The following is a 25068-nucleotide window of genomic DNA, read 5'->3' as shown; positions in this document are numbered from 1 at the left end:
TCCCACAGAGGCGATGGAGATCATCGGCCGCAGGCTGGAGGTGTCTGAGGCCAAGCGTCTTCTGGCGGAGTCACGCCTGCTCATGCTCACGGGCGTCGGCGGTGTCGGCAAGACACGGCTCGCACTCCGCGTCGCGGCCGACGTACAGCGGGCCTTCGCCGACGGGGCGTGGTTCGTGGAGCTGGCCTCGCTGCACGACGAGGAGCTCCTCGCGCGGACCGTCTCCACCGCACTGGGGTCACGCGACCAGTCGGCGCGCCCGTCGGCGGAGACCCTGGCCGAGCACCTGCGGGACAAGCGGCTGCTGCTGGTGCTCGACAACTGCGAGCACCTGCTGGACGCGTGCGCGGTGCTGGTGAGCCGGCTTCTTCCGGCGGCCCCCGGACTGCGGGTCCTGGCCACGAGCCGCGAACCCCTGTCCGCCATCGGCGAGACGGTCCTCGTGGTCCCGCCGCTGACCGTGCCCACCCGCAGAAAGGACCGGGCGGTGGGCGAGCTGAACCGCGTCGAGGCCGTCCGGCTCTTCACCGAGCGCGCCAGGGCGGCCGTACCCGGCTTCACCGTCGACGCGGCGAACGGCCCCGCGGTGGCCCGGCTGTGCCGCCGGCTGGAGGGCATCCCCCTCGCGATCGAGCTGGCCGCCGTGCGGATCCGTACGCTGTCACTCGACGAGATCCTCGACCGGCTCGACGACCGCTACCGGTTCCTGACGGACGGGGACCGGACCGCGCTGCCCCGCCACCGGACGCTGCGCGCGACGGTCGAGTGGAGCTTCGAGCTCTGCTCGCCGGCGGAGCGCCTCATGTGGGAGCGGCTGTCGGTGTTCTCCGGCGGGTTCGAGCTCTCCGCGGCCGAACACGTGTGCGCCGGCGGCCCGATTCGACCAGAGCACGTCCTGGACCTCCTGGCCGGGCTGGCCGACAAGTCCATCGTCACCTGGGACGCCCACGGACGTTACGGGATGCTGGAGACCCTGCGCGAGTACGGGCGGGAACGGCTGGCCGCGCGCGAGGGCGAAGCGGTGCCGCGCGGGCGGCACCGCGACCACTACCAGCGGCTGGTCGAACAGGCCGACCGCGGCTGGTTCGGCCCCGACCAGGAGGCGTGGATCACCGGCGTGCGGCGGGAGCTGCCCAACATCCGGACGGCCCTGGACCATTGCCTCCGCGAGCCCGGCGAGGCCAGGGCGGGCATGCGGATCGCCGCGATGATGCATGAGTACTGGGTCTTCCTCGGCGCCCACACCGAGGCCCGGTACTGGCTCGACCGGGCGCTGGCGCTGACCCGCGAAGCGCCGGCCGGCCCGGACCGGGTCGAGGCGCTCGCGGTGAACGCGGCCGTCACCCTGCTCCAGGGCGACATGGCGGGCGGGCCGCCGCTGCTGGACGAATGCCGGGCCGAGGCGCGGCGGCTGGGGGGCGACGCCACGTCCGATGCCCTGGTCGCCCAGTACACGGGCCTGATATCGCTTTTCCGCGGCGACCTGGAGGACGCCATGGCGGCGCTGGAGACGGCCATCGAGCGGTTCGACGCCGACCGCGACCGCAACGACCTCTTTCTGGCCGTCCTCTTCTGCTCGATGGCCGCGACGCTTCTCGGTCACGAGCGCGCGGGCGCGATCGCGGCGGACTGCCTGCGGCGGGCCGAGGAGGCGAGAGCCGGATGGGCGGTCTCGTGGGGAAAGTGGGCCGTCGGATTCGAGGCCTGGTGGTCCGGCGACGCCGGCCACGCCATCGCGTGCTTCCGTGAGGGCCTGCGCCACCAGTACTCCCTGGACGACCGCTGGGGACCGGCGTGGAACCTGGAGTCACTGGGCTGGGCGACGGCGACCGAGGGCCGGGGTCCCCGGCGGGCGGCGCGACTGCTCGGCGCGGCGGAGTCGGCCCGGCAGGCGATCGGCGTGGAACTGCCGGGTTTCCGGCCGTACGCGGACCTGCACGACCGGTCGGAGGCGCGGCTGCGCGCGGAGCTCGGCGACGGCGCCTACGCGGCGGCCTTCCGCGCCGGGAGGGATCTGGACTTCGCCGCGGCGATCGCGTTCGCCCTGGAGGAGGACCAGAACGCTCCCGGCACGGCGGCGCGACCGGCCTCGGTCGTACGGCTGACGCCGCGCGAGACGGAGGTCGCCGCCCTCGTCGCCGAGGGACTGACGAACCGGCAGGTCGCGACGCGGCTCGCCGTCACGCGGCGGACGGCGGAGAGCCACGTCGAGAAGATCCTGACCAAGCTCGGCCTCACCTCGCGTACCCAGATCGCCATCTGGGTGATGGAACAGGCGGCTGTCAGACGTTGAAGCCGAGGGCGCGCAGCTGCTCGCGGCCGTCCTCGGTGATCTTGTCCGGGCCCCACGGCGGCAGCCACACCCAGTTGATGGTGACCTTCTCGGCCAGTCCCTCCAGAGCGCTGTTCGTCTGGTCCTCGATGACGTCGGTCAGCGGGCAGGCGGCGCTCGTGAGGGTCATGTCGAGCGTGATGATCTTGTCGTCACCGATGTTGACGCCGTACACCAGCCCCAGGTCCACGACATTGATGCCGAGCTCGGGGTCGACAACGTCGCGCATGGCCTCAAGGACCTCGTCCTCTGCGACCTTCGTTTCACTCATGCCTGGGCCTCCATGGCTTTCGCGGTCGCGTCCTTCCACGCCATCCAGGCGAGCAGGGCGCACTTGATGCGTGCGGGGTACTTGGACACTCCGGTGAACGCCACGGCGTCTTCCAGGATGTCCTCGTCGGGGTCGACCTGGCCACGGGACTGCATCAGCTTGAGGAACTCATCCCCGGTGTTCATGGCCTCTTTGACCGGTCTGCCGATGATCAGGTCGGCCATCACCGATGCGCTCGCCTGGCTGATCGAACAGCCCATCGCGTCATAGGACACGTCCGCGACGTCGTCCCCGTCCAGGCGGACGCGCAGTGTCACCTCGTCACCGCAGGTCGGATTGACGTGATGCACCTCGGCGTCATAAGGATCCCGGAGACCCTTGTGGTGCGGGTTCCGGTAGTGATCCAGGATGATCTCCTGGTACATCGACTCGAGCTGCATCCTCTTTCCTTCCCTGCGACCGACTTAGATCAACGTCAGGCCGCACCGAAGAATTTCTGTGTCTGCCGCAGTCCTTCGGCGAGTGCGTCGACCTCCGCGTGCGTGTTGTAGAAGTACAGCGACGCACGGGTGCTCGCGGTGATGCCGAACCTGCGGTGCAACGGCCGCGCGCAGTGGTGACCAGCGCGTACGGCCACGCCGTGCGCGTCCAGGACCTGGCTCACGTCGTGCGGGTGGATCTCCCGCCCGTCCAGGCCGTCCAGCGTGAACGACAGCGCTCCGCCGCGGTCGGCGGCCTCGGCCGGCCCGAGGAGCCGCAGGCCCTCGACCTCCCGCAGCTGGTCCAGCGCGTAGACGAGCAGCTCGTGCTCGTACGCGTGGATCTCCTCCAGGCCGATGCCGTGCAGGTAGTCGATCGCTGCCGACAGCCCCGCCGCCTCGGCGATCGGCATCGTGCCGGCCTCGAACTTGTGCGGCGGCGGCGCGAACGTAGAGCGTTCCATCGCCACGGTCTCGATCATCTCGCCGCCGCCCAGGAAGGGCGGAAGCGTCTCGAGCAGCTCGCGGCGTCCCCACAGGACACCGATGCCGGTCGGGCCGCACAGCTTGTGCGCGGTGAACCCGTAGAAGTCGGCGCCCAGCTCCTGGACGTCCACCGGCATCTGCGGCACCGCCTGGGCGCCGTCGATCAGGACGAGCGCTCCGACGGCGTGCGCCTTGGCGATGACCTCGCGTACGGGGTTCACGGTGCCGAGGACGTTCGACTGGTGGGCCAGCGCGACGATCTTCGTGCGCTCGTTGAGGAGCTCGTCGATGTTCGTCAGGTCGAGGCGGCCGTCGTCGGTCACCCCGAACCAGCGCAGCGTCGCACCGGTGCGCTGGGCCAGCAGCTGCCACGGCACGATGTTGGAGTGGTGTTCCATCTCCGTGATGACGATCTCGTCACCGGGACCCACGCGGAACCGCTCGGCCTCGGGGCCGGAGGTGGCGGCGTTGCCCAGCGCGTACGCGACGAGGTTGATGCCCTCGGAGATGTTCTTGGTGAAGACCACCTCCGACTCGTCCGCCGCACCGATGAAGCCGGCGACCTTGATCCGCGCACCTTCGTACGCCTCGGTCGCCTCCTCGCCCAGCTGGTGCGTCGCCCGGTGGATGTTGGCGTTGTGCCGGGAGTAGAACTCCTCGATCGCGTCGATCACCTGCAGCGGCTTCTGCGAGGTGTTAGCGCTGTCGAGGTAGACCAGCGGACGGCCCTCACGGACCGTGCGCGACAGGATCGGGAAGTCCTTGCGGATCTGTCCGACGTCGATGCTCACCCGGATGCGCCCGCCTTCGTGAACTTCTCGTAGCCCTCGCTCTCGAGCAGGTCGGCCAGCTCCGAGCCGCCCTCCTCGACCACGCGTCCCGCGGAGAAGACGTGCACGTAGTCGGGCTTCACGTAGCGCAGGATCCGCGTGTAGTGCGTGATCAGCAGGACGCCCGTCTCGCCACCCTCGCGGAACCGGTTGACGCCCTCGGAAACAACCTTGAGCGCGTCGATGTCGAGGCCGGAGTCGGTCTCGTCGAGGACCGCGACCTTCGGCTTGAGCATCTCGAGCTGGAGGATCTCGTGGCGCTTCTTCTCGCCGCCGGAGAAGCCCTCGTTGAGGTTGCGCTGGGCGAACGCCGGGTCGATCTGCAGATCGGCCATCGCGCCGCGCATCTCCTTGGCGAAGTCGCGCAGCTTCGGCGCCTCGCCGCGTACGGCGGTGACCGCGGTGCGCAGGAAGTTCGACACCGACACGCCGGGCACCTCGACGGGGTACTGCATCGCCAGGAACAGCCCGGCCCGTGCGCGCTCGTCGACGGTCATCTCCAGCACGCTCTCACCGTCGAGCAGCACCTCGCCGCCGGTGATGTCGTACTTGGGGTGACCCGCGATGGCGTAGGCGAGCGTGGACTTCCCGGAGCCGTTCGGCCCCATGAGCGCATGGGTCTCCCCCGCTCGTACGTTCAGGTCGACCCCCCGCAGGATCTCCTTGTCCTCTACGGAGACATGCAGGTCGCGAATCTCAAGCGTGGCCATTTTCTCAGGACTCCTTGAGCGACACGTAGACGTCGTCGCCCTCGATCTTCACTCGGTACGTGGGAACCGGCTGTGTGGCCGGCGGGTTGGTGGGCTTGCCGGTACGCAGGTCGAAACACGAGCCGTGCAGCCAGCACTCGATCGTGTGGTCGTAGACCTCGCCCTCGCTGAGCGCGACCTCGGCGTGGGAGCAGACGTCGCGCAGCGCGAAGACCTCCCCGCCGATACGCGCGACCGCGACCGGCGTGTCCTCGATCTCGACCGCGAACGCGCCCTCCTCGGGCACGTCGGCCAGCGCGCAGGCCTTGACGAAACTCATCGGTCGAGCTCCTTGTCGATCGCCGCGCGCACCTGCTCCTGCAGCTCGGGCAGGTCGATCTTGTCGACGAGCTGGCCCAGGAAGCCGCGGACGACCATGCGCCGGGCCAGGTCGTACGGGATGCCGCGTGCCTGGAGGTAGAACAGGTGCTGGTCGTCGAGCCGGCCGGACGCCGAGGCGTGCCCGGCACCGGCGACCTCGCCGGTGAGGATCTCGAGGTTGGGCACCGAGTCGACGCGGGTGCCGTCGGTCAGCACGAGGTTGCGGTTCAGCTCGTACGTGTCGGTGCCCTCGGCCTCGACCCGGATGATCACATCGCCGATCCAGACGGCGTGCGCGCCCTCGTCCTGCAGCGCGCCACGGTAGTCCACGCGGCTGCGGCAGTTCGGCTGGGTGTGGTCGACGAGCAGCCGGTGCTCGATGTGCTGGCCGGCGTCGACGAAGTACAGCCCGTACATCTCGGCGTCGCCGCCCGGCGCGTCATAGGACACCGACGGGGCGATGCGCACGACGCTGCCGCCGAGGCTGACGGTGAAGCTCTTGTACTTCGCGTCACGGCTGAGCAGGGCGTGCTGGTGCGACAGGTGCACCGCGTCCGGCGCCCAGTTCTGCAGGCTGAAGACGGACAGGGACGCTCCGTCGCCCACCACGAACTCGACGTTGTCCGCGTAGGTCGCGGTGCCGGTGTGGTCGAGCACCACGGTGGCCTGGGCGTACGGCTCGAGGATGACGGTCGTGTGGCCGTAGGCCACGCCGCCCTCGCCGCGCAGCGACACGACGGTCGGCGCGGTGGCGACGACCTCCTTCGGCACCGTGATCACGGTCGCCTGGGCGAAGGAGTTGTACGCCTGCGCGCTCACCCGGTCGACAGGGGTGTAGGCCCTGCCGACCCTCTCGTCCGTACGGGCGACGGTCTCGACGGTCACCTCCGGCGGGGCGTCCACCCCGACGACGACCTTGCCGTCGGCCTCCGCGCCCTTGTGCAGGTCACGGAGGCGGCGCAGCGGGGTGAACCGCCACTGCTCCTCGCGCCCGTTCGGGACCGGGAAGTCGGCGAGGTCGTAGGAGGCACGCTCGTGAAGAGTGCCGCTCGGGCGCTCGGACACAGTGCCGCCGGGGGTGGTGGTAGATACCGCCATCAGCCGACGGCTCCTTCCATCTGCAGCTCGATGAGGCGGTTGAGCTCGAGGGCGTACTCCATCGGCAGCTCACGGGCGATCGGCTCGACGAAGCCGCGCACGATCATCGCCATCGCCTCGTCCTCGGTGAGCCCGCGGCTCATGAGGTAGAACAGCTGGTTCTCCGAGACCTTGGAGACGGTCGCCTCGTGACCCATCTCGACGTCGTCCTCGCGGACGTCGACGTAGGGATAGGTGTCGGAGCGGCTGATCTGGTCGACCAGCAGCGCGTCGCACTTGACCGTGGACTTGGAGTGCTCCGCGCCCTCCTGCACCTGGACCAGCCCGCGGTAGCTCGTACGGCCGCCGCCGCGCGCCACCGACTTGGAGATGATCGTCGAGGAGGTGTTGGGCGCCGCGTGCACCATCTTGGCGCCGGCGTCCTGGTGCTGGCCCTCGCCGGCGAAGGCGATGGACAGCGTCTCACCCTTGGCGTGCTCGCCCATGAGGTAGATCGCGGGGTACTTCATGGTGACCTTGGAGCCGATGTTGCCGTCGACCCACTCCATCGTGGCGCCCTCGTAGCAGACGGCGCGCTTGGTCACCAGGTTGTAGACGTTGTTCGACCAGTTCTGGATGGTCGTGTAGCGGCAGCGGGCGTCCTTCTTCACGATGATCTCGACGACCGCGGAGTGCAGCGAGTCGGACTTGTAGATCGGCGCGGTGCAGCCCTCGACGTAGTGCACGTAGGCACCCTCGTCGACGATGATCAGCGTCCGCTCGAACTGGCCCATGTTCTCGGTGTTGATCCGGAAGTAGGCCTGCAGCGGGATCTCGACGTTGACGCCCGGCGGCACGTAGATGAACGAGCCACCCGACCAGACCGCGGAGTTGAGCGAGGCGAACTTGTTGTCGCCGACCGGGATGACCGATCCGAAGTACTCCTGGAAGATCTCCGGGTGCTCGCGCAGGCCGGTGTCGGTGTCCAGGAAGAGGACGCCCTGCTGCTCCAGGTCCTCGCGGATCTGGTGGTAGACGACCTCGGACTCGTACTGGGCCGCCACGCCGGCGATCAGGCGCTGCTTTTCGGCCTCGGGGATGCCGAGCTTGTCATAGGTGTTCTTGATATCGGCCGGGAGCTCGTCCCAGGTCGTGGCCTGCTTCTCCGTCGACCGGACGAAGTACTTGATGTTGTCGAAGTGGATCCCGGTGAGGTCGGCGCCCCACGTCGGCATCGGCTTCTTGCCGAAGAGGCGCAGGCCCTTCAGGCGAAGGTCGAGCATCCATTCCGGCTCGTTCTTCTTCGCCGAGATGTCGCGGACGACCTCATCGGACAACCCGCGACGTGCGGATGCGCCGGCCGCGTCGGAATCGGCCCAGCCGAACTTATATTTTCCGAGCCCTTCGAGCTCAGGGTGGGCTGCCGTAGTCATACGGAGGTGCCTCCGGACTCCTGCTTGTCGTCGTTCTTCTGGGTGAGCTCACGTGCGGTCACGTGAGTCGTGCAAACGCCATCGCCGTGGGCGATGGTGGCCAATCGCTGCACCGGAACACCGAGCAGCCGCCCGAACGCGGCGGTCTCCGCCTCGCAGAGCTGCGGAAACTCGGCCGCCACGTGCGCGACGGGGCAGTGGTGCTGGCACAGCTGCTGTCCACCGGCCGGTGCGGTGCCGGCCGCGGCGGCGTAGCCGTCCGCGGACAGTGCCTCCGCGAGCGCCCGCACCCGCTGGTGCGGGGGAACCGCTCGCATCGCCGCACCATAACGCGCCTCGAGGTCGCCGAGCTGGCGACGGGAGAACTCCGCCACGGCCTGCTCGCCCACCTGCTCGGCGAGGAACCGCAGAGCGCTGGTGGCGAGGTCGTCGTAGGCGTGCTCGAACGCGCTGCGGCCGGCGTCGGTGATGACGAACAGCTTCGCCGGGCGCCCGCGCCCACGTGCGGCGTGCGGGCGGCTCCGGCGCACCTCGATCATCTCCTCGCCGAGGAGGTGGTCGAGGTGGCGGCGTACGGCGGCGGGCGTAAGCCCGAGCCGCTGTCCGAGCGCCGAGGCGCTGATGGGACCATGTTCAAGGATCAGGCGTGCCACCCGCGCGCGTGTGGTGCGCTCGGCATGGCTCGGACCGAACGCGGGCACACCGGCGGAGGCCGGCGCGGTGCTCGTCGTCTCGGTCACGTATTTCACAACATCAGTGTGGCCTAATTACTTCCCGATACACAAACCGGATCGGGTTACCTGCCTCACTAAGGCAAGCCTTACCTGGTGGGCCGGGCCGCCGTGCCCCGTGGCCGCCCGCACCAGCCCCCCGGACACGCCAAGATCGCCCACGCCGGCGCCCCGACCGTCCCACCAGTCGCTGGACACCCGGCTCGGCGATCTCAAGTCGACCCCGTCGCCGGCTCGCGTCCGGGCACGGCGTGTGCTGGAATTCCCAAAGCGCAATTCATGCTTTCTGCGTCTACTTCGCATATAACAGCCCGTCATGCCAGATATTTCTGGCCGGAACGCGCGATAAGAGGGGGGTGGACGGGGTGGCCGGCCGCCAGATGGACGTCACCCCGTCTCGGATCGCCGCCTCGGCGCAGGGGATCGATGACGTGGGGCGGAGGCTCGCGGCCGGCCTGACGACGTGCGTCGACCGGCTGAACGCGCTCGGCTGCGCGTGGGGCGACGACGACCTGGGCCAGGCGTTCTTCAACGGCGGCAGCGGCTCGATCGGTTTTCGGCAGGCACGGGACGGACTGCTGGACGCGATGGGGCATCTCGCGTTCGCGCTCCGCGGCCATGCCGTGGGCGGCGTCCGGATGGCCCGGACGTACGCGGCCGGGGAGTTCGGCGACGACGAGGCGGTCGCCTGGCGGCTGGACGACACGCCCGACGACTACATGCTGCCGCAGGTGGGAGTGGCGGACTCGCTGGTCCGGACTGTTCCGCCGCCCCCGCTGGTGGTCCAGTTACTGGCGTGGCTGCAGGAGATGGCCGTCATGTGCGCGTGGCCGCGGGGCGACGCGGACGGCATGGATGAGCTCGCCGCCGCCTTCGACGCGTTGGGCGGCGTCGCCGACGACGTCACGGGCGTGGCCACACGGCACGGGCAGGCGATCACCGGGGCCAACATCGGCGAGGGGATCCAGGCGTTCGCGACGTCGTTCGCCAAGCTCACGAGCGATGGTGACGGGCATCTCGTGGACGCCGCGCGGGGCTGCCGGGACCTGGCGGAGTTCTGCCGGTACATGGGCCGGGAGATCAGGGCCGCGCAGGCGCATGTCCTGTGGGGGGCGATCTTCGTCGGCGCGCTGTGGGCGGTCTCCTGGCTCACGCCCGCGGGCAGGATCATCCAGGAGGCCGTGGGCCGGGTGGTGGGGACCTTCCTGCGGCGCGTCCTGCTGAGCGCCGAAATGCGTGCGGGCTTGGCGGGCGCCATGTACGTCGGCGGGCTGAACCTCGTCGGCCAGCGGGTGCGCGAGGACTTCGGGCTGCAGGACGGCATCGACTGGGCCTCTTTCGGCGAGTCCGCCGGCCTGGCCTTCGCCACCGGGGGCGCCATGGGCGCGGTGCACCGCGTGCTCGGCTTCGCCGGGAGACGCGGCAACCCGGTCGCGACGTTCCTGGCCGGCACGGTGCGCGGCCGGCTCGTCACCAACACGGCACTGGGCGCCGGCGTCAACGTGGGCCTGGAGGCGGCCTCGGGCGACGGGCACGTCAACTGGGGCAAGGACCTGTTCATGGCCGGTGGCATGGCCCTCAACGGCGAGGTCATGGGCGCCTTCAAGCCCACGCCTCACGGCGGAGAGCCGGCCACGGGTGACGGCGGCGTGGTCCCCGTACGGTCCGGAGACCGTACCCACGGCACCGTCCACGCGACCGGAGACCCGGCCGTACGCTCCGGCGATCCGCGCGGGCCCGCGGACGGTGTACGTGACGTGACCGGCGATCCGGCGCCCGCCGACGGGGTTTTCCGTGAGGCGTCCGCCGGCGATCCCGAGCCCGGGGTTGCGGGTGACGGGACCGGTCCGGCGCCCGTACGGCTCGCCGGCGCATCGGCGGGGACCGAGCCGGTCGCCTGGCCCGGCCATCCGGACCCGGTCGCGCGTCCCAGCGGATCCGCCGCCGGTCACGAGACGGATCCGATCGTCCAGCCCGCCCATCCGGAGCAGCAGGCGTCCGGATCCAGGCTCGCGGATCCAGGCGGGCCGGGGCCGCAGCGCGGAGGCGCTCCGGTCGGCCGGCTCGAGCGGCCGTCCGGAGCGCGGCTCGCGGATCCGGGCGAATCCGGCGTGCGGCGCGAAGGCGAGCCGGTCGGCCGGCCCGGACGTCCGGCGGATCCGCAGCCGCACGTGGCCGACCCGGCAGGTCACCCGGACACGCCCGTCCCCCCGGCGTGGGACGAGGCCGCGCGGGCCGGCGACACCCTGGTGTGGGCGCGGCACGACGCGGCCGCGGGACACTCTCCCGCCGGCGAGACCCCGGCCCTGGACTCCCCGGTGGTGCCTCCCCTCCGGCACACGCGCGACGGCCTCCTGGAGCAGATCGCCGCGATGGAGCAGCACCGGAGCGCCATGGCAGGCGACTCCGACCTGGCGGACGCCGCTCTGCACCACCACCATCCCGACCCGGAGGTCGCGGCACTGGACGCGGCGATCGTGCGCAAGCGCCAGGAACTCGACGCCCTGGGGACGACGGCACGGCCTCCGGCCGAGGTCACGGTGACCATCGGGGGGTCGTCCGAGACGCTGCGCGTCGCGCCCGGCGAGCGCGTCATCCTGGGGCGGCGCTACGACCCGTCGGTGACCGACCGGTACGTGTCGCGGACCCACGCGGAGTTCGGCGTCGACGCGGACGGGCGGCCATGGATCCGCGACCTGGGGTCCAGCAACGGGACGGTGGTCAACCACCGCCGTCTCGGGCCGGGTGACCCTGCGCATTACCTGGACTCCGGCGACGTGGTCACCCTCGGCCGGTACACGCATCTGGACTTCGCGGTCTCCCATCCGGAGCCCGGGCCCGGCGAGGCCCTGCTGCTTGGGCGGCGCGTCGCGGAGCAGTACGGCCTGGTCATGGTGGCGGACTCCGACGCACGGGACTTCTTCCACGCCTACACCGAGATCATCGGCCCTGGGGAGCCGCGCCCGACGGGCTCGGACGGTCCCCTGACGGACCTCGCCCATGAGGTCATCGGGCGGAAAGCCTCGTTCGTCGACCTGCTCAACCTGCACAACCGGGCCGTGGAGCTGGGGTACGAGCCGCACCGCGCGCACGACCGCGGCGAACTCCTCGACATCCTGCGCTCGGCGTCCGACCCGCCGACCGACGATCCAATGGCCTGGGCCGGTCATCGCCTCGGCCGTGCCGGCGGTATGGCGCCGCTGACCGACCGCGAGGCATCGGGCCTGGGCCTGATCCAGAATCATCTGACGCGTGGCGACGCGCCGGACGCCGCGGGCTATCGGCGGCTGGTCGAGGTCGCCCACGCGGCGGGCTTCGGCGACTGGAGCGCGCACGCGGCGGGCCACGGTGCCCGTGCCGACCGGGACGCGGTCCTGGAGATGGTGCGACTGGTCGGTAACCACGACAGGTTCATCATCGACAACGCCCACCAGATGGCCGAGGACCTGAGGGGGATCAGAGGGTTCGGCGATCCGGCACCTGGTTCGGAGCGGTTCCCCGCGCACTCCCCGGCCTCGGAGGCCCTAGCGCGCGAGGTGCTCGGACCGGACGCCACAGTGGCCGACCTGTTCGATCTCGAACGGGAAGCCCGTGCGATGGCGTACCGGCCGGCGGCGGCGCGGACCCACGACGAGCTCGTCGATCTGCTGAAGCTGGCCGACCATGACCTGACCGCCGGGCGCCGCGACCAGGAACGCCTGGCGTTCGAGGAGACCCGGCAGCTGTTCCAGATCCCGGAGCGAGACGACGACACGGCGCGGATCGTGAGCGCCATGAGGGGAGAACCGGACGCCTTCGCCCAGGAACGGCTGGAGAGCGCCGCGCGGAGCGGCCACCTCGGCGCCGGCGCCCTCGACGCCGTCCGGTTCGGACGGCTCGACCCCGGCGACGCGAGCCTGTATGACCTGGCGCGGCGCGTACGGCCCGGTCTTGAGGTGCGGGACATGATCGAGCTGCACCGGTACGCCGAGGAGACGGGCTTTCGCGGAGCCCACGACCGGCAGGATCTGCTCACGGCCCTGCGCCGGGCCGACGCCGCGCTCGCCCCCGACCACCTGATCGCCCGCCGGGTGGCGGAGAACCTCCGCATCGACCGCGCCGACGCCGGCGCGCTGCGGGACCTGATGCGCGCGGCCGACCCCGCCGGGGCCCATCGGCCGACGCTGCCGCGCGCCGTCGCCCACCTCAACTGGCTGGCGAACCGGGTGCGTCCCGGCCTGCCGGTATCCGACCTGCTCGCCGACTACCGGTATCTGTCCGGCGGGGCACGGAACCACCCCGGCGACCGGGCCGGGCTGATCGACGCGCTGCGCCGAGCCGACCGCGCCCTGCACCCTTCGTCCGAGCGCGCCCAGCCCACGTCCGCCCTGCGCACACTTCCGGAAGTGCACGTGGACGCGCGGTTCGTCCGCGATGACGCGGGCCCGATCGAACGCTGGCCGCTGTCGGCCGGCTCGCCACCCTCCGGTCCGATCGACTTCACCGCCGCGTCGGGCCAGGCTCCGGCCCGACTCCGCGAGCACCTCGAGTTCTTCCGCGCCTCCGAGGAGGCGCCGTGGTACTGGGGAGAGGTCGCCGAGCGAGGGCAGATCCGGCCGCTGGAGGTCGGGTGGAGGCTCGACCGTAAGGCGCTGTTCCGCGGGGACGGCCGGAGCGCCGACATCGTTTTCACCGAGGGCCTCCGAATGCCGGACCGGAGCCGGGGCTACGCGTCGGATCCGGAGCTCATCTGCACGACCCGGTCGGTGGACACCGCCATGGAGTTCGCGATCATGTTCGGCCGGAGGGACGGCGACCGGTGGGTGTACGTGCTCGACGCGCCCGGAGGCTATGACATCGGCGGTGGCCAGGACGAGGTCAAGTTCCTCGGCGGCGTCGACCGCCGGCACATCGCCGGGGCACTGCGGATCCCCCACGACCTCCCGATGCGTCTCGACAGGCTGTACGACGGGCGGGACCTGTACCGGAACCGCCCGCAGGACCAGGCCGAGTGGGTGCCCAATCCGTACTACGACCCGAGCGCCCGCTGATCGGAGCTCAGCCGGCGAGCGTGGCCACCAGGAGGGCCTTGATCGTGTGCAGGCGGTTCTCGGCCTGGTCGAAGACGATGGACGCCTTGGACTCGAAGACGTCATCGGTGACCTCGAGGGCGTCCAGGCCGAACTCGGTGAAGATCTCCTCCCCGACGGCCGTCTCGCGGTCGTGGAAGGCCGGCAGGCAGTGCATGAACCTCACGGCGGGGTTCCCCGTCGCCTCCAGCACGGCCTCGTCGACCTGGTAAGGACGCAGGAGCGCGATGCGCTCGGCCCAGACCTCCTTCGGCTCTCCCATCGAGACCCACACGTCCGTGTGCACGAAGTCGGCGCCGCGTACGCCCTCGGTGATGTCGTCGGTCAGGGTGATCCGTGCGCCGCTGGTCCCGGCGAGCTCCCGCGCCGCCGCCTGGACCTCGGCCGCCGGCAGCAGTCCCGGCGGGGCGACGATGCGGACGTCCATGCCGAGCAGCGCGCCGGCGACGAGCAGGGAGTTGCCCACGTTGTTGCGCGCGTCGCCGAGGTAGGCGTAGGAGATCTCCGCCGGTGGCCGGCCGGCGTGCTCCGTCATCGTGAACACGTCGCACAGGCTCTGGGTCGGGTGCCACTCGTCGGTGAGGCCGTTCCAGACGGGCACACCCGCGTGCGCGGCGAGCGTCTCGATGTCGGCCTGCCGCCTGCCGCGGAACTCGATGCCGTCGAACATCCGGCCCAGGACCCGCGCGGTGTCACGTACCGACTCCTTGTGCCCGATCTGGGAGCCCGCCGGGTCGAGGTACGTCGTGTGGGCGCCCTGGTCGTGCGCGGCGACCTCGAACGCGCACCGCGTACGCGTGGAGGTCTTTTCGAAGATCAGCGCGATGTTGCGGCCGGTCAGCCGCCGGCGCTCGGTGCCCTCCCGCCTGGCGGCCTTCAGCTCGGCGGACAGGGTGAGCAGCGACCGGAACTCCTCCGGCGTGACATCGAGTTCTTTGACGTAGCTCCGGCCGTGCAGCATCTGACCTCCCCGGGACATGCCCCGACCGTATCCCTATGCGTATCGTTGAATCAATATTCAGATCTGGCCGAATCCGACTTTGGGGGTCACCGCTCGGGGCCCGCCCCGCACACTTACACTCAGTGCATGACACCCCGCGCCGTCGATGTGAACGGCCTGGTCAAGCGGTACGGCACGAGCGTCGCCGCGGACGGGCTCTCATTCACCGCCGGACGTGGCGAGGTGACCGCCCTGCTCGGTCCCAACGGTGCGGGCAAGACGACCACCGTGGAGATCTGCGAGGGCTACCGGCGTGCGGACGGCGGGACCGTACGCGTACTCGGCCTGGACCCCCGTGACCAGGCGCTCCGCGCTCGGGTCGGGGTCATGCTGCAGTCGGGCGGAGTCCCGACCGGAGCCCGCGCCGGGGAATACCTCCGGCTGGTGGCGAGCTTCTACGCCCACCCCATCGACCCCGCCGTTCTCCTGACGCGGCTCGGGCTCGACGAGAGCGCCCGCACCCCGTACAAACGCATGTCCGGCGGGCAGCAGCAGCGGCTGGCCCTGGCCGCCGCCGTGATCGGCCGCCCGGAGCTGGTCTTCCTCGACGAGCCCACGGCGGGCCTTGACCCGCAGGCCCGGCACGCCACCTGGGAACTGGTCGAGGAGCTGAAGGCCTCGGGCGTGGCGGTGATCCTGACGACCCACCACATGGAGGAGGCCGAGCGCCTCGCCGACGAGGTCGTGATCCTCGACCGGGGCGTGGTGATCGCGAACGGCAGCCCGCCGAAGCTCACCGGGGCCGAACGCCAGCTGCGCTTCCGCGCCCGCCCCGGGCTCGGACTGGACGAGCTGCTGTCCGCGCTGCCCCCCGGGACCATCGCGAAGGAGTCCCCGGCCGGCCACTACGTGATCGAGGGCGATCTGGTCCCCGAGCTGCTGGCCTCCGTGACCACCTGGTGTGCCTCGCACGGCGTCATGACCGAGGACCTCCGCATCGAACGCCGCACCCTGGAGGACGTGTTCTTGGAGCTGACCGGTCGGGAGCTGCGATCGTGAGTACGGCGTTCACGCCGGCGCCCGGGGCGGCGCCGCTGCCCCGCATGGTCGGCGCCCAGACCGCGCACGAGCTGCGCACCCTGCTGCGCAACGGCGAGCAGCTCCTGCTCACCCTGATCATCCCGGTGGCACTGCTCGTGCTGTTCAGCTCGACCCCGCTGCTGGACGTGGGCCCCGGCAGCCGCGTGGACTTCCTGGCCCCCGGCGTCCTGGCCCTGGCCGTGCTGTCGACGGCCTTCACCGGGCAGGCGATCGGCACCGGCTTCGAGCGCCGGTACGGAGTGCTGAAGCGCCTCGGTGCCACGCCGCTCCCCCGCTCCGGGCTGATCGCGGCCAAGTCGCTCACGGTGCTCCTGGTCGAGCTGCTCCAGACGGCGATACTCGGCGTCGTCGCACTGACCCTGGGCTGGAGCCCGCACGGAAACGCGCTGACCGTGGTCCTGCTCGTCCTGCTGGGTACCGCGGCGTTCAGCGGCTTCGGCCTGCTCATGGCCGGCACCCTGCGCGCGGAGGCGACGCTCGCCGCCGCCAACCTGGTCTACCTGCTGCTTCTCGTCATGGGCGGCGTCGTTTTCCCGTTGACGAAATTCTCCGGCGGACTACGTTCGGTCCTCGAACTACTACCGATCTCCGCGCTCGCCGACGGCCTGCGGCAGGTGCTGCAGCACGGGGCCGGACTACCCGCCCGCGACCTGATCGTCCTCCTCGTGTGGGCGGTGGCCGGCCTCGCCCTCGCGGCGCGGTTCTTCCGCTGGGAATAACGCGCGGGGCCTGATCGGGGACGGCGCGTGCTGTGGGACGGGTGGACCGTCCTGACGATCGATCGGCTGGGTCGTTCTACAGGCCGTTGAGCAGGCTGCGGAGCGTCGCGGTGTAGGTGACGAGGGCGGCGCGGCCGTGACCGGTCAAGGCCACTGTGGTCTTGGACGCGGTGCCGTTGCCGGTCTTGTCGCTGCTGAGGTAGCCGGCGTCTTCCAGCTTGCGCAGGTGGGTGATGAGGTTGCCGGGGGTCAGCCCGATGAGGTCCTGCAGGCGGGTGAAGGAGAGGGTGTCGCCGTCCGGCAGCGTGGCCAGGGTCGCGACGATCCGCAGCCGCGCCGGGACGTGGATCAGCGGGTCGAGCTCGCCATCGGTCATGGGCGCATCGCCCGGGCACGGTGTCGCCAGGCGGTGGCGGCGGCCGTGGCCATGAGCACCACGCACAGGCCCGAGCCGGCGACCGCCCACGCGCCGGCCGGTCCCGCGAAGGCGGCCAGTGCGCCGACGGCGGCCACCGCGAGCGCGGTGCCGGTGCTGGGGCGGTTCGCCCGCGCCACCATGATGCCCGCCCAGGCGAGGCCGGCGACGATGAGCGGCGCGCTCGCCGGATAGAGGCCGTAGACGACGCCCCGGCTCGCTCCGGCCGCCGGCAGCGCCCCCATGACCACGAACACGCCGATCCAAACCGCAGCCATGGCCGTGACCTCGGCCGGGCGCATCCGGGTTCTCCCGCGGATCCCGGCGGTCGCGCGCCTGGACACCATGACGGCCGCGCCGAGGTTGACGGCCGCGAGCGCGAGGACGACGAGGTAGGCGGCGACATCCGGCCCTCGGTAGGGGTGCTGGTCGCGCACCGACAGCCAGATCGTGCCGTAGGTGGCGAGCGCGATGATCGCCCGGAACGCTGAGAACAACGGTGGGTACGGCTCGAACCGGCGCCGCGCCTGCCACCTGGCCTGCTCCAGGAGCAGTGCCGCCGCCTGGGGGGTGAATTCGCCGCCGGCGCCTGCTGCGGCAGCGCGACCGGTGTCAGGTGTCTCGTTCACGACATCTACGCCTCCTTGACTTTGTGCCACAAAGCTAACAAACTTTGCGGCGCAAAGTCAACGGTCCAGATGACCCAGGCGACGCCGCTCGGTCATGGCCGGTCTCCGCTGGTGACGCGTCGCGGTCTTGCCGTCCGGCCCGGTCACCGTCCTCGGCCTCAACTGAACGCTCTCGGAGCGGCCGTGCCGCCCGGGTTGACCTCCTCGACCTTCACGACCTTCAGCTCTGAGCCGGCATGCGATGTTCGCGCGCGACGACGTGGATACGGCCCTGGGGATTCGTCGCGCGGCCCGGCAGCCGTAGCATCTGGTTGGCATGAAGGGTGGAGGCGCGGTGCCTCCGGCTCGTGAGTGATCGGTACGGACTCCCGTCAGTCCGCCTGGTCCAGCCCCTCTTCACTGAGGCACCCCCGGCACACAACGCGACCCGCATAGTCAGTACCTCAGAGGATCAACGACCTAGCTTGGAGTGATGGATGGCGCTCGCTGACGCCCAAGGGTCATACGGCCGGGCGGCCTGGTTCCGCGCGCGGACGGGGGCCCTGCGGCCTTCGCTCGGCTCGGTGCCGCCGCCCGCGCTGATCCTGCTGGGCATCGTCTCGGTGCAGATCGGCGCGGGCATGGCGAAGAACATGTTCGCCCGCTCCTCGCCGGACGCGATCGTCATGATGCGGCTGCTGACCTCCGCGGTGGTCCTCGGTGCCGTCTACCGCTCGACCCTGCGCGACCTGCGCCGCCTGCACTCCTGGCGTGACATCGGCGTGGCCACGCTGTTCGGCCTGACCCTCGCCGCGATGAACGCCTGCTTCTACCAGGCACTGGCGCGGCTGCCGCTGGGCATCGCGGTAACGGTCGAGTTCCTCGGCCCGCTGTCGGTCGCGATCCTCGCCTCACGGCGCCGGCTGGACCTCGTGTGGGCGCTGCTCGCCCTGGGCGGCGTGGCGATGCTGGCACGCGGCAACGGCGACGTAACGTTCGCCGGCGTGGCGTTCGCCCTGCTGGCCGCGGCCGGGTGGGCCTGCTACATCCTGCTGAGCGGCGCCACCGGGCAGCGCTTCTCGGGCTCGTCCGGACTGGCCGTGGCCAGCATCGTCGGCGCGGTGGTCATGCTGCCGGTCGGCATCGGCACGGCGGGCACCAAGCTGCTCGACCCGGAGCTGCTGCTCGTCGCCGTGGGAGTCGGCCTCCTGTCGTCGGTCATCCCGTACTCCCTGGAGCTGGAGGCCCTGCGGCGCATGTCGGCCCGCGTGTTCGGCATCCTGATGAGCATCGAACCCGCCGTCGGCGCCCTGGTGGGTCTGGTGTTCCTCGGCGAGGTCCTCGGATGGCAGGAATGGCTGGCCATCGGCCTGGTCATCACCGCCTGCGTCGGCGCCACCCGCTTCCAGCAGTCCCCGCCCGAGGCCCCCGAGGCCTGATCCGCCATCGCCCTCGCGCCTCGCCGGCGAGCCCAGCGGCGTACCCGGATCCGGGGCGGTGCGGGGCACTCATACGATGAGGGGCGTGCGATCCGACAATCCCGTGGTGCGGCTCATCGATGCCGTGTGGCGTCCCACGTCGACATCGATGCGGTGGCTCGCCCTCGCCGGGGTGGCCGGTAACGCCCTGATCATGTCCACGGGCGCGGCCGTGCGCGTGAGCGGCTCGGGGCTCGGGTGTCCCACCTGGCCCAAGTGCACCGGGGACAGCCTGGTGCCGACGCACTCGTCCGAGCACGCCGCGGCCAACATGGCGATCGAGTTCGGGAACCGGCTGCTGACCTTCCTCGTGCTGGCCGTCGGCGTCGCCGTCTTCGTGGCGGCCGTACGCCTGCGGCCCCGACGCCGGGACCTCGTGCGTCTCGCCGCGGTCCAGCCGCTCAGTGTCGTGGCGCAGGCGATCGTCGGCGGCATCGTCGTGCTCACCGACCTGAACCCCGCCGCGGTCGCCGCGCACTTCCTGCTCTCCCCCGCCCTCCTGGCCGCCGCGACGGCGCTGTGGGTCCGGGCGAGCGAAGGGGACGAGCCGGCCCGCACCCTCGTACGGGGTGAGCTGGTCTGGCTCGCCCGCGCGCTCGTCGCCGTGGTGTTCGCGTTGCTGATCGCGGGCACCGTCGTGACCGGCACCGGCCCGCACGCGGGCGACGCGACGTCGCCGCGGTTCGGCTTCAACATCGAGCAGGTCGCGCAGTTGCACGCCGACATCGTCTGGGCGACGGTCGGGCTGACCTTCGCGCTGCTGCTGGGCCTGCGGCTGACGAACGCGCCCGGCCGGGTGCAGCGGCGGGCGCTCGAGCTCCTCGCTGTCGAGCTGGCCCAGGGTGTCATCGGCTACGTCCAGTACTTCACCGGGGTTCCCGGGCCGCTCGTCGTGGCCCACGTGCTCGGCTCGGCGCTCGTGTGGATCGCGACCCTGCGGGTGCTCTTCGCGATGCGCGAGCGGGGCGAGATGCCGGTCTCCGAGCCAGGGCGGGCGGACAACGGGTGGCTCGCGCGCCGGTGGCGTACGCGCCGCGAGGTGCCGCCGGTCCCCGGCGCCGACCCTGCCCTGGGCGCGCCCGGCGACGCACGGAGCCCGAGGATGAGGCCGGCGGGCAGCACGACCGACCGCTGACGGCCACCGGGCGCCGTGCCGGTGGCGGCGGGTCGCAGGGTCGGGCTCACCTCGGGTGACCATCTCCGTGTGCAGGCGAGGCGCCCACGCGTACTCCCGCTCGGCGCACCACCCGCGCAGGCAGGTCACCCTCCCGCTCGGCGCACCACCCGCGCAGGCAGGTCACCCTCCCGCTCGGCGCACCACCCGCGCGGGCTGGTCGCGGCCCCCACGCCCGGCGGGGCAGGTCGCGGCCGACGCCGCATCGGCGGCTGCCGCCGGTGGGTGTCCCAGGGGCGGTCCAGCCGGTGGGTGGCGTCCGCGCCGGAACAGGTCCTACTCGCCTCTCAGGTAGGCGAGCAGCCGCTTCAGCGGCCAGGTGTTGACCACGTCGTCGGGGGTCAGCCAGCCCCGCTGTGCCGTGCCCACGCCGTAGCGCAGGTTGGCGAAGTGCCCGGTGGCATGCGCGTCGCTGTCGATGGAGAACTTCACCCCGTGCCGCAGGGCGCGGCGGATGAGGTCGGCGGGCAGGTCCAGCCGGTCGGGGAACGCGTCGATCTCCACGACCGTGCGGTGCCGGGCGCAGGCCGCGAACACCTCGTCCCAGTCCGCGTCCACGGGCGCCCGGCGGCCGATGAGGCGGGCGGTCGGGTGGCCGAGGACGTGCACCCCGGGGGTCTCCACGGCCCGGACGATCCGGCGGGTCATGACCTCGCGGTCCTGGGTGAACTGCGAGTGCACCGACGCCACGCAGACGTCGAAGCCGGAGAGGAACTCCCGCGGCCAGTCGACCTCACCGTCGGGGTCGATGTTCAGCTCGGTGCCGTGCAGCAGGGTCAGGTCCGGGTAGCGCTCGCCCAGCGCGTGCACGGCCTCGCGCTGGGCCAGCATCTTCTCGTCCGTCATCCGCTGCATGAAGAGGTTCGGCGCGTGGTCGGTGATGGCGAAGTATTCCCAGCCGTGTGCCGCCGCCGCGGCGACCATGTCCTCCAGCGAGGCGGTGCCGTCGGTCAGGTCGGTGTGGCTGTGCAGGTCCCCGCGCAGGTCGCCGAGCTGCACGAGCCGCGGCAGCTCTCCCTTGATGGCGGCGTCCACCTCGCCGCCGTCCTCGCGCAGCGCCGGCGCCACCCAGGGCAGGCCGAGGCGCTCGTAGACCTCCTCCTCGGTGGCCGACACGACGAGGTCTCCGCTCTCCACCTCGAACAGGCCGTACTCCGAGAGCTTGAGCCCGGCCCGTACGGCGATCTCGCGGGTGCGGATGTTGTGGGCCTTGGAGCCGGTGAAGTATTGCAGGGCCGCGCCCCAGGACTCGGCCGGGACGACCCGCAGGTCCACCTGAAGCCCCTTGACGGTGCGGATCGAGGTCTTCTTCTCGCCCCGCGCGATCACCTCGGCGACCAGGGGCAGCTCGACGAACGCCGCCATGAGCGGGCCGGGCTCGTCGGCGGTCGCGAGGATGTCGACGTCGCCGATGGTCTCGCGGCAGCGCCGCAGCGAGCCCGCGTACTCACACCGCCCGGCGAGCGGCGACAGCGCTTCGATGATCTCTTCGGCCACGCCCATCGCGACGTCGACCAGCACCCGGTCGCCGGCCCTTCGCATCAGCTCGATGCCGTGGAGGATGTTGTCCTCGGTCTTGGCGCCGAACCCCTTGAGCCCTTCCAGCCGCCCCGCCGGGATGGCCTCGGCGAGCTCGTCGACGGAGGAGATGCCGAGCTCCTCGTACAGGACGAGAGCCTTCTTCGGCCCGAGCGTGGGAATCGCGGTGAGCGCCCGCACGCCGGCTGGGATCTTGGCGCGTACGGCCTCGAGCTGCCGGATCGTGCCGGTCTCCTGGTAGTCCAGGATCTTCTTGGCGATCGCCTCGCCGACGTTGGGGATCTTGCGCAGCCCCTTGAGGTCGAGCTTGGAGACGTCTTCGGAGTAGCCGCCGATGGCACGCGCGGCCTTCTCGTAGGCGCGCACCTTGTACGCGGCCTCGCCGGTGATCGAGAGCAGGTCGGCGAACTCCTGGAAGAGCTCGGCGACTTCGTCGTTGGGGCGCCCCATGTGCCCGATCCTAGGCCTCGCCTACGACAGCGGGGGCGCGGGCGTTACGGCGCGTAGCTCATGACGTGGTCGTGCAGGAGGCGGCCGACGGACGGGTCCCGACGGCGGAAGGCGCCGGCGATCTCGATGTGTTCGGCGGTCTTGCCGCACAGCTCGGTGTCGTGGCGGCGGACGGACAGGGTGGTCCAGATCTCGATGCCGAGCGACTCCCAGACCGACCGCAGCAGGCGGTTGCCCGCCGCCTCGACGATCTCGCGGTGGAAGGCGATGCTGTGCCGCATCACGTCGGCGCCGGAGGCCGCCGTGAGGCGTTCGATGTGAACCTCCAGCGACTCGACCCGGCCGGCCAGGCGCGGCGCGGCGAGGTCGGCGGCGGTCTCCTCCAGGCCCGCGCGGACCGGGAAGAACTCCCGGAAGTCCGCCTCGGTGAAATCACGTACGCGGGCGCCGCGGTTGGGGGTCGTCTCGACCAGTCGCAGGGCCTCGAGCTGCCGGAGCGCCTCGCGTACCGGCGCCTGACTCACCCCCAGCTCAGAGGCGATGCGGCGTTCGACGATACGCTCACCAGGCTGTAGGCGTCCGGATGTGATGCCATCGATGAGGACCTGCCGGATCTGGTCTCCCAGGCCGGTACGCACCAGGGCCGGGGCGTTGAGAGCGTTCACGCTGGTCAATCGTAGATGGCTGTTCCGCAGACGCAAATAGCTGAACTATGATCGATCATTGATCAGCCTCAACTTGCAGTCGGGCGCACCGTGTGGAGACCCCATCGCGGGCGCCCCGTGTACGAAAGGGAGCACCTCGAATGGGTGACACCGACACGAGGAGCCCGGCGCGCCCCCGCCGGCCGCGGAAGTCCAAGCCGCAGCCCGAGACACTCGTCGCGTACTACCGGCAGATGTTGCTGATCCGCCGGTTCGAGGAACGCGCCGCCCGGGCGTACACGGAGGCCAAGATCGGCGGGTACTGCCACCTCAACCTGGGCGAAGAGGCCACCGTCACCGGTCTGATGGCCGCGCTCGAGCCCCGCGACTACCTCTTCACCAACTACCGCGAGCACGGCTACGCCCTCGGCCGTGGCATCGACGCCCGCCGCGTCATGGCCGAGCTGTACGGCCGGAGCACCGGCGTCTCCAAGGGCTGGGGCGGGTCGATGCACCTGTTCGACACCGAGTCGCGGCTCCTGGGCGGGTACGGCATCGTGGGCGGCCAGCTGCCGCTCGCCACCGGCGCCGCGCTGGCCATCGACTACCGCGGCGGCGACGAGGTCGTCATGTGCCAGATGGGCGATGGCACCACCAACATCGGCGCCTTCCACGAGTCGCTGAACATGGCCGCGCTGTGGGAGCTCCCGATCGTCTACGTCGTCGTCAACAACGGCCTGGGCATGGGCACCACGGTCGCGCACGCCTCGGCCGAGCCGGAGCTGTACAAGCGCGCCGCCGCGTACCGGATGGAGGGCGCGCACGTCGACGGCAGTGACGTCATCGCCGTACGCGACGCCGCGCACGCCGCCGTGGAGCGGGCACGCGCCGAAAGCAAGCCGTTCCTCCTGGAGACGACGAGCCCGCGCCTGCGCGGTCACTCGGTCGTGGACCCGGCGCGGTACCGCACCGCGGAGGAGAAGGACGCGCTCAAGGCCGCCGACCCGCTCGCACGCCTCGCCCTGGAGCTGGAGGAGAGCGGCTTCCTGGACGCCGAGGCCCGCGACAAGCTGGAGGCCGAGGTGAGGGCCGAGGTCGACGACGCCGCGGCGTTCGCCGACGAGAGTCCGCATCCGGACGTCTCCACGCTGTTCGACTACACCTACGCGACGCCGGTGCCGGGCGCGTCCCGCCGCCTGCCCGCCGACCCGGTCTTCTGAGGAGTCCCGATGGCCACAGTCACCTACCGCCAGGCCCTACGGGACACGCTCCGCGCCGAGATGCTGCGCGATGAGGACGTCTTCGTCATGGGCGAGGAGATCGGCGTCTTCGAGGGGTCCTACAAGATCACCGAAGGACTGCTGAAGGAGTTCGGCCCGCGCCGGGTCCGCGACACCCCGATCGCCGAGGAGGGCTTCGTCGGCGCCGCCATCGGCGCGGCGATGCTCGGGCTACGGCCCGTCGTCGAGATCATGACGATCAACTTCTCGCTGCTCGCGCTCGACCAGATCGTCAACCACGCGGCGAAGATCTACGGGATGTTCGGCGGGCAGTGCAGCGTGCCGATGGTGATCCGTACGCCCGGCGGCGGCGGGCAGCAGCTCGGCGCCACCCACTCCCAGAACGTCGAGCTGTTCTACTCCTTCATCCCCGGGCTCAAGGTCCTCGCCCCCAGCACGCCCGCCGAGGCGTCGGCGATGCTGAAGGCCGCCATCCGCGACGACGACCCGGTGCTGTTCCTGGAGAACCTCGCCCTCTACAACACCCGCGGCGAGCTGCCGGACGAGGTGGCGCCCGCCGAGATCGGCCGCGCCGCCGTCACCCGTACGGGCACCGACATCACGATCGTCGCCTACTCGCGGATGGCGCACGTCGCCGCCGAGGTCGCCGAGCGGCTGGCCGGCGAGGGCGTCTCCGCGGAGGTCGTCGACCTGCGCAGCCTGCGGCCGCTCGACCGGGAGACCGTGGTCGAGTCGGTCCGCCGTACGGGCTGCGCCGTGATCGCCGAGGACGACTGGCTCACGTACGGGATCGGCGCCGAGATCGCGGCCACGATCCAGGAGGGCGCCTTCGACTGGCTCGACGCCCCGGTACGCCGGGTGGCGATGGCCGAGGTCCCGCTCCCCTACTCCAAGCCCCTGGAACTCGCCGCGCTGCCGTCGGCCGATTCCCTCGTCACCGCCGTGCGCGACACGCTTCGCGCCACCGGCCGCCGTTAGGAA

Annotated in this window: 21 protein-coding genes; 8 read left to right on the top strand and 13 right to left on the bottom strand. The window is 71.2% G+C overall.

From position 1 onward, the window contains the following. Positions 1 to 13 precede the first annotated feature (13 nt). The gene (locus tag FB559_RS34815; RefSeq protein WP_185792544.1) at positions 14 to 2293 is read left to right on the top strand and encodes an ATP-binding protein; all 2280 of its coding nucleotides are present in this window, start codon (positions 14 to 16) and stop codon (positions 2291 to 2293) included. Here the strand turns inward: FB559_RS34815 and FB559_RS34810 are convergent. The 8 genes from FB559_RS34810 to FB559_RS34775 are packed head-to-tail and all read right to left on the bottom strand — an operon-like array spanning position 2283 to position 8727. After that, complete coding sequence (locus tag FB559_RS34810) at positions 2283 to 2603, bottom strand: metal-sulfur cluster assembly factor (protein WP_141961166.1); 321 nt, start codon at positions 2601 to 2603, stop codon at positions 2283 to 2285. The two genes, FB559_RS34815 and FB559_RS34810, sit on opposite strands and share 11 nt — an antisense overlap. Continuing rightward, complete coding sequence (gene sufU / locus FB559_RS34805) at positions 2600 to 3043, bottom strand: Fe-S cluster assembly sulfur transfer protein SufU (RefSeq protein ID WP_141961165.1); 444 nt, start codon at positions 3041 to 3043, stop codon at positions 2600 to 2602. Before sufU ends, FB559_RS34810 begins: the two co-directional genes overlap by 4 nt. Before the next feature lie 35 nt (positions 3044 to 3078). After that, the gene (locus tag FB559_RS34800) at positions 3079 to 4365 is read right to left on the bottom strand and encodes a cysteine desulfurase (protein WP_141961164.1); all 1287 of its coding nucleotides are present in this window, start codon (positions 4363 to 4365) and stop codon (positions 3079 to 3081) included. Beyond that, a complete protein-coding gene (gene sufC, locus FB559_RS34795) occupies positions 4356 to 5108 on the bottom strand; it encodes a Fe-S cluster assembly ATPase SufC (protein WP_141961163.1) in 753 nt (250 codons plus the stop codon). Before sufC ends, FB559_RS34800 begins: the two co-directional genes overlap by 10 nt. 4 nt (positions 5109 to 5112) lie before the next feature. Continuing rightward, complete coding sequence (locus tag FB559_RS34790; RefSeq protein ID WP_141961162.1) at positions 5113 to 5427, bottom strand: non-heme iron oxygenase ferredoxin subunit; 315 nt, start codon at positions 5425 to 5427, stop codon at positions 5113 to 5115. Further along, positions 5424 to 6566, bottom strand: coding sequence for a Fe-S cluster assembly protein SufD (sufD, locus tag FB559_RS34785; protein ID WP_141961161.1), 1143 nt, complete (start codon positions 6564 to 6566; stop codon positions 5424 to 5426). The genes FB559_RS34790 and sufD overlap by 4 nt, the downstream gene beginning before the upstream one ends. Beyond that, the gene (sufB, locus tag FB559_RS34780; RefSeq protein WP_141961160.1) at positions 6566 to 7978 is read right to left on the bottom strand and encodes a Fe-S cluster assembly protein SufB; all 1413 of its coding nucleotides are present in this window, start codon (positions 7976 to 7978) and stop codon (positions 6566 to 6568) included. The genes sufD and sufB overlap by 1 nt, the downstream gene beginning before the upstream one ends. Further along, a complete protein-coding gene (locus FB559_RS34775) occupies positions 7975 to 8727 on the bottom strand; it encodes a helix-turn-helix transcriptional regulator (protein ID WP_425455097.1) in 753 nt (250 codons plus the stop codon). Before FB559_RS34775 ends, sufB begins: the two co-directional genes overlap by 4 nt. A gap of 347 nt (positions 8728 to 9074) precedes the next feature. Here FB559_RS34775 and FB559_RS34770 point away from each other — a divergent pair, with 347 nt between their 5' ends. Continuing rightward, entirely contained in the window at positions 9075 to 13739 is a 4665-nt protein-coding gene (locus tag FB559_RS34770) for an FHA domain-containing protein (protein ID WP_141961159.1), read from the top strand. Between the two features lie 7 nt (positions 13740 to 13746). Here FB559_RS34770 and argF read toward each other — a convergent pair whose 3' ends face one another. Beyond that, entirely contained in the window at positions 13747 to 14757 is a 1011-nt protein-coding gene (argF, locus tag FB559_RS34765) for an ornithine carbamoyltransferase (RefSeq protein ID WP_281286314.1), read from the bottom strand. Between the two features lie 108 nt (positions 14758 to 14865). On the opposite strand from argF, the gene FB559_RS34760 reads away from it, so the two are divergent. Then, entirely contained in the window at positions 14866 to 15777 is a 912-nt protein-coding gene (locus FB559_RS34760; protein ID WP_141961158.1) for an ABC transporter ATP-binding protein, read from the top strand. 44 nt (positions 15778 to 15821) lie between these two features. Next, positions 15822 to 16538: an ABC transporter permease gene (locus FB559_RS34755; protein ID WP_185792629.1), complete on the top strand. Its 717-nt coding sequence runs from the start codon at positions 15822 to 15824 to the stop codon at positions 16536 to 16538. A gap of 76 nt (positions 16539 to 16614) precedes the next feature. Here FB559_RS34755 and FB559_RS34750 read toward each other — a convergent pair whose 3' ends face one another. Both FB559_RS34750 and FB559_RS34745 read right to left on the bottom strand, forming a co-directional pair. Continuing rightward, entirely contained in the window at positions 16615 to 16914 is a 300-nt protein-coding gene (locus FB559_RS34750; RefSeq protein ID WP_141961157.1) for a transcriptional regulator, read from the bottom strand. Next, positions 16911 to 17582, bottom strand: a complete 672-nt coding sequence (locus FB559_RS34745) for a hypothetical protein (protein WP_141961156.1) — start codon at positions 17580 to 17582, stop codon at positions 16911 to 16913. The genes FB559_RS34750 and FB559_RS34745 overlap by 4 nt, the downstream gene beginning before the upstream one ends. Before the next feature lie 476 nt (positions 17583 to 18058). Between FB559_RS34745 and FB559_RS34740 the strand changes: the two genes are divergently transcribed. Both FB559_RS34740 and FB559_RS34735 read left to right on the top strand, forming a co-directional pair. Beyond that, the gene (locus tag FB559_RS34740; RefSeq protein WP_141961155.1) at positions 18059 to 19000 is read left to right on the top strand and encodes an EamA family transporter; all 942 of its coding nucleotides are present in this window, start codon (positions 18059 to 18061) and stop codon (positions 18998 to 19000) included. An 85-nt stretch (positions 19001 to 19085) separates the two neighbouring features. Further along, positions 19086 to 20174, top strand: coding sequence for a COX15/CtaA family protein (locus FB559_RS34735; protein WP_425455096.1), 1089 nt, complete (start codon positions 19086 to 19088; stop codon positions 20172 to 20174). 315 nt (positions 20175 to 20489) lie between these two features. On the opposite strand, the gene polX is transcribed toward FB559_RS34735, so the two are convergent. Then, the gene (polX, locus tag FB559_RS34730; protein ID WP_141961153.1) at positions 20490 to 22202 is read right to left on the bottom strand and encodes a DNA polymerase/3'-5' exonuclease PolX; all 1713 of its coding nucleotides are present in this window, start codon (positions 22200 to 22202) and stop codon (positions 20490 to 20492) included. Positions 22203 to 22246: 44 nt separating this feature from the next. Continuing rightward, positions 22247 to 22867 carry a GntR family transcriptional regulator gene (locus FB559_RS34725; protein ID WP_246122318.1) on the bottom strand — a complete coding sequence of 207 codons (621 nt, stop codon included), beginning with the start codon at positions 22865 to 22867 and terminating at the stop codon, positions 22247 to 22249. Positions 22868 to 23007: 140 nt separating this feature from the next. On the opposite strand from FB559_RS34725, the gene pdhA reads away from it, so the two are divergent. Then, positions 23008 to 24066 carry a pyruvate dehydrogenase (acetyl-transferring) E1 component subunit alpha gene (pdhA, locus tag FB559_RS34720; RefSeq protein ID WP_141961151.1) on the top strand — a complete coding sequence of 353 codons (1059 nt, stop codon included), beginning with the start codon at positions 23008 to 23010 and terminating at the stop codon, positions 24064 to 24066. 9 nt (positions 24067 to 24075) lie between these two features. Then, entirely contained in the window at positions 24076 to 25065 is a 990-nt protein-coding gene (locus FB559_RS34715) for an alpha-ketoacid dehydrogenase subunit beta (protein WP_141961150.1), read from the top strand. Positions 25066 to 25068 lie beyond the last annotated feature (3 nt).

This window comes from Actinoallomurus bryophytorum (assembly GCF_006716425.1).
Taxonomy (GTDB): domain Bacteria; phylum Actinomycetota; class Actinomycetes; order Streptosporangiales; family Streptosporangiaceae; genus Actinoallomurus; species Actinoallomurus bryophytorum.
This window is presented reverse-complemented; position numbering and strand designations above follow the sequence as displayed.

Bases quoted from the DNA above. Each gene is read 5' to 3' on its own strand.
- FB559_RS34760 (WP_141961158.1), top strand. From the start codon at position 14,866: ATGACACCCCGCGCCGTCGATGTGAACGGCCTGGTCAAGCGGTACGGC.
- argF (WP_281286314.1), bottom strand. From the start codon at position 14,757: ATGTCCCGGGGAGGTCAGATGCTGCACGGCCGGAGCTACGTCAAAGAA.
- pdhA (WP_141961151.1), top strand. From the start codon at position 23,008: ATGGGTGACACCGACACGAGGAGCCCGGCGCGCCCCCGCCGGCCGCGG.
- sufU (WP_141961165.1), bottom strand. From the start codon at position 3,043: ATGCAGCTCGAGTCGATGTACCAGGAGATCATCCTGGATCACTACCGG.
- FB559_RS34790 (WP_141961162.1), bottom strand. From the start codon at position 5,427: ATGAGTTTCGTCAAGGCCTGCGCGCTGGCCGACGTGCCCGAGGAGGGC.
- FB559_RS34815 (WP_185792544.1), top strand. From the start codon at position 14: ATGGAGATCATCGGCCGCAGGCTGGAGGTGTCTGAGGCCAAGCGTCTT.
- polX (WP_141961153.1), bottom strand. From the start codon at position 22,202: ATGGGGCGCCCCAACGACGAAGTCGCCGAGCTCTTCCAGGAGTTCGCC.
- sufB (WP_141961160.1), bottom strand. From the start codon at position 7,978: ATGACTACGGCAGCCCACCCTGAGCTCGAAGGGCTCGGAAAATATAAG.
- FB559_RS34810 (WP_141961166.1), bottom strand. From the start codon at position 2,603: ATGAGTGAAACGAAGGTCGCAGAGGACGAGGTCCTTGAGGCCATGCGC.
- FB559_RS34715 (WP_141961150.1), top strand. From the start codon at position 24,076: ATGGCCACAGTCACCTACCGCCAGGCCCTACGGGACACGCTCCGCGCC.
- sufD (WP_141961161.1), bottom strand. From the start codon at position 6,566: ATGGCGGTATCTACCACCACCCCCGGCGGCACTGTGTCCGAGCGCCCG.
- FB559_RS34740 (WP_141961155.1), top strand. From the start codon at position 18,059: ATGGCGCTCGCTGACGCCCAAGGGTCATACGGCCGGGCGGCCTGGTTC.
- sufC (WP_141961163.1), bottom strand. From the start codon at position 5,108: ATGGCCACGCTTGAGATTCGCGACCTGCATGTCTCCGTAGAGGACAAG.
- FB559_RS34755 (WP_185792629.1), top strand. From the start codon at position 15,822: ATGGTCGGCGCCCAGACCGCGCACGAGCTGCGCACCCTGCTGCGCAAC.
- FB559_RS34750 (WP_141961157.1), bottom strand. From the start codon at position 16,914: ATGACCGATGGCGAGCTCGACCCGCTGATCCACGTCCCGGCGCGGCTG.